This is a genomic window from Clostridium cuniculi (assembly GCF_004353185.1).
Lineage (GTDB): Bacteria > Bacillota > Clostridia > Clostridiales > Clostridiaceae > Clostridium > Clostridium cuniculi.
This window is the reverse complement of record NZ_SMUS01000083.1, coordinates 1-2,908: the sequence shown is the minus strand read 5'-3', so window position 1 is coordinate 2,908 and position 2,908 is coordinate 1. Positions and strand designations below refer to the sequence as shown.

Here is a 2,908-nt window from a genome sequence, read left to right as displayed (position 1 = left end):
AGGTCAAGCTACAAAGGGCGCATGGTGAATGCCTTGGCATCAGGAGCCGATGAAGGACGTGATAAGCTGCGATAAGCTTCGGGTAGGCGCACATAGCCAGTGATCCGGAGATTTCCGAATGTGGGAACACACATGGGAAACCCCATGTATCATATAGTGAATACATAGCTATATGAGGGTAAACCTAGGGAACTGAAACATCTAAGTACCTAGAGGAAGAGAAAGAAAAATCGATTTCCTTAGTAGCGGCGAGCGAAAGGGAAAGAGCCCAAACCAAAGATTTATCTTTGGGGTTGCGGACAGAGCATTAACGAGAAGTCTATTGTAACTGAACATAACTGGAAAGTTAGACCGTAGGAGGTAATAGTCCTGTAGGTGAAACGTTAAGATAACAAGCTCTGATCCAGAGTACCACGAGACACGTGAAACCTTGTGGGAAGCAGGGAGGACCACCTCCCAAGGCTAAATACTACCTGATGACCGATAGTGAAGCAGTACCGTGAGGGAAAGGTGAAAAGAACCCCGGGAGGGGAGTGAAATAGAACCTGAAACCGTGTGCCTACAACCGGTCAAAGCCCCTTATGAGGGTGATGACGTGCTTTTTGTAGAACGAGCCAACGAGTTACGGTATGTAGCAAGGTTAAGTACTTAAGGTACGGAGCCGAAGGGAAACCGAGTCTTAATAGGGCGACTAGTTGCATGCCGTAGACCCGAAACCGGGTGACCTATCCATGGCCAGGTTGAAGCGAGGGTAAAACTTCGTGGAGGACCGAACCACGTTGCTGTTGAAAAAGCATGGGATGAGCTGTGGATAGCGGAGAAATTCCAATCGAACTCGGAGATAGCTGGTTCTCCCCGAAATAGCTTTAGGGCTAGCGTCGGATATGTGTAGTGGAGGTAGAGCACTGAATGGGCTAGGGGGCATATCGCTTACCGAACCTTATCAAACTCCGAATGCCATATACATTAAGTCCGGCAGTCAGACTACGAATGATAAGATCCGTGGTCAAAAGGGAAACAGCCCAGATCGTCAGCTAAGGTCCCAAAGTGTAAGTTAAGTGGAAAAGGATGTGGGATTTCTAAGACAACTAGGATGTTGGCTTAGAAGCAGCCACTCATTTAAAGAGTGCGTAATAGCTCACTAGTCGAGAGATCCTGCGCCGAAAATGTCCGGGGCTCAAACTTACCACCGAAGCTACGGGCTTGCGTAAGCAAGCGGTAGGGGAGCGTCGTAATCGGGCTGAAGTCGTACCGTAAGGAGCGGTGGACTGATTACGAGTGAGAATGTTGGCATTAGTAGCGAGATGTAGGTGAGAATCCTACAGGCCGAATATCTAAGGTTTCCTCAGGAAGGCTCGTCCGCTGAGGGTTAGTCGGGACCTAAGCCGAGGCCGAAAGGCGTAGGCGATGGACAATCGGTTGATATTCCGATACCACTACCATCGTTATTATCGAGGGTGTGACGGAGAAGGATAGTGTGTGCTAGCGATTGGAAATGCTAGTCTAAGCGTTTAGGGAGTTACGGTAGGCAAATCCGCTGTAACAATTCTGAGGCGTGATGGGGAAGGCCATATAGGCCGAAGTACATGATTCCATGCTTCCAAGAAAAGCATCTAGAGAGAGAAGTAGTGCCCGTACCGCAAACCGACACAGGTAGATGAGGAGAGAATCCTAAGGCCGGCGGAAGAATTGCAGTTAAGGAACTAGGCAAATTGACCCCGTAAGTTCGCGAGAAGGGGTGCCTACGAGAGTAGGCCGCAGAGAATAGGCCCAAGCAACTGTTTAGCAAAAACACAGGTCTCTGCTAAAGCGCAAGCTGATGTATAGGGGCTGACGCCTGCCCGGTGCTGGAAGGTTAAGGGGAATACTTAGCGCAAGCGAAGGTATGAACTTAAGCCCCAGTAAACGGCGGCCGTAACTATAACGGTCCTAAGGTAGCGAAATTCCTTGTCAGGTAAGTTCTGACCCGCACGAATGGCGTAATGACTTGGGCACTGTCTCAACTGCAAATCCGGCGAAGTTGTAGTGCGAGTGAAGATGCTCGCTACCCGCGATTGGACGGAAAGACCCCGTAGAGCTTTACTGCAGCTTAGCATTGAATTCCGGTATTGTCTGTACAGGATAGGTGGGAGACTGGGAAACTAGGGCGTCAGCCTTAGTGGAGTCAACCTTGGGATACCACCCTGACAGTACTGGGGTTCTAACAGGACGCCATGAATCTGGTGACTGGACATTGTTAGGTGGGCAGTTTGACTGGGGCGGTCGCCTCCTAAAAAGTAACGGAGGCGCCCAAAGGTTCCCTCAGAACGGTCGGAAATCGTTCGTAGAGTGCAAAGGCATAAGGGAGCCTGACTGCGAGACCTACAAGTCGAGCAGGGACGAAAGTCGGGCTTAGTGATCCGGTGGTACCTCGTGGGAGGGCCATCGCTCAACGGATAAAAGCTACCTCGGGGATAACAGGCTGATCTCCCCCAAGAGTCCACATCGACGGGGAGGTTTGGCACCTCGATGTCGGCTCGTCGCATCCTGGGGCTGTAGTAGGTCCCAAGGGTTGGGCTGTTCGCCCATTAAAGCGGCACGCGAGCTGGGTTCAGAACGTCGTGAGACAGTTCGGTCCCTATCCGTCGCGGGCGTAGGAAATTTGAGAGGAGCTGTCCTTAGTACGAGAGGACCGGGATGGACTGACCTCTGGTGCACCAGTTGTTCCGCCAGGAGCACGGCTGGGTAGCTAAGTCGGGAAGGGATAAACGCTGAAAGCATCTAAGCGTGAAGCCTCCCTCAAGATGAGATTTCCCATAGCATAAGCTAGTAAGACCCCTTGAAGAACACAAGGTTGATAGGTCAGAGGTGTAAGTGCGGTAACGTATGTAGCTGACTGATACTAATAGGTCGAGGGCTTGACCAATAA

General features: G+C 51.0%; 1 rRNA gene. It reads left to right on the top strand.

The annotated features are described in order from the left end of the window. Position 1 precedes the first annotated feature (1 nt). Positions 2 to 2,905, top strand: a 23S ribosomal RNA gene (locus tag EJJ37_RS19560). Positions 2,906 to 2,908 lie beyond the last annotated feature (3 nt).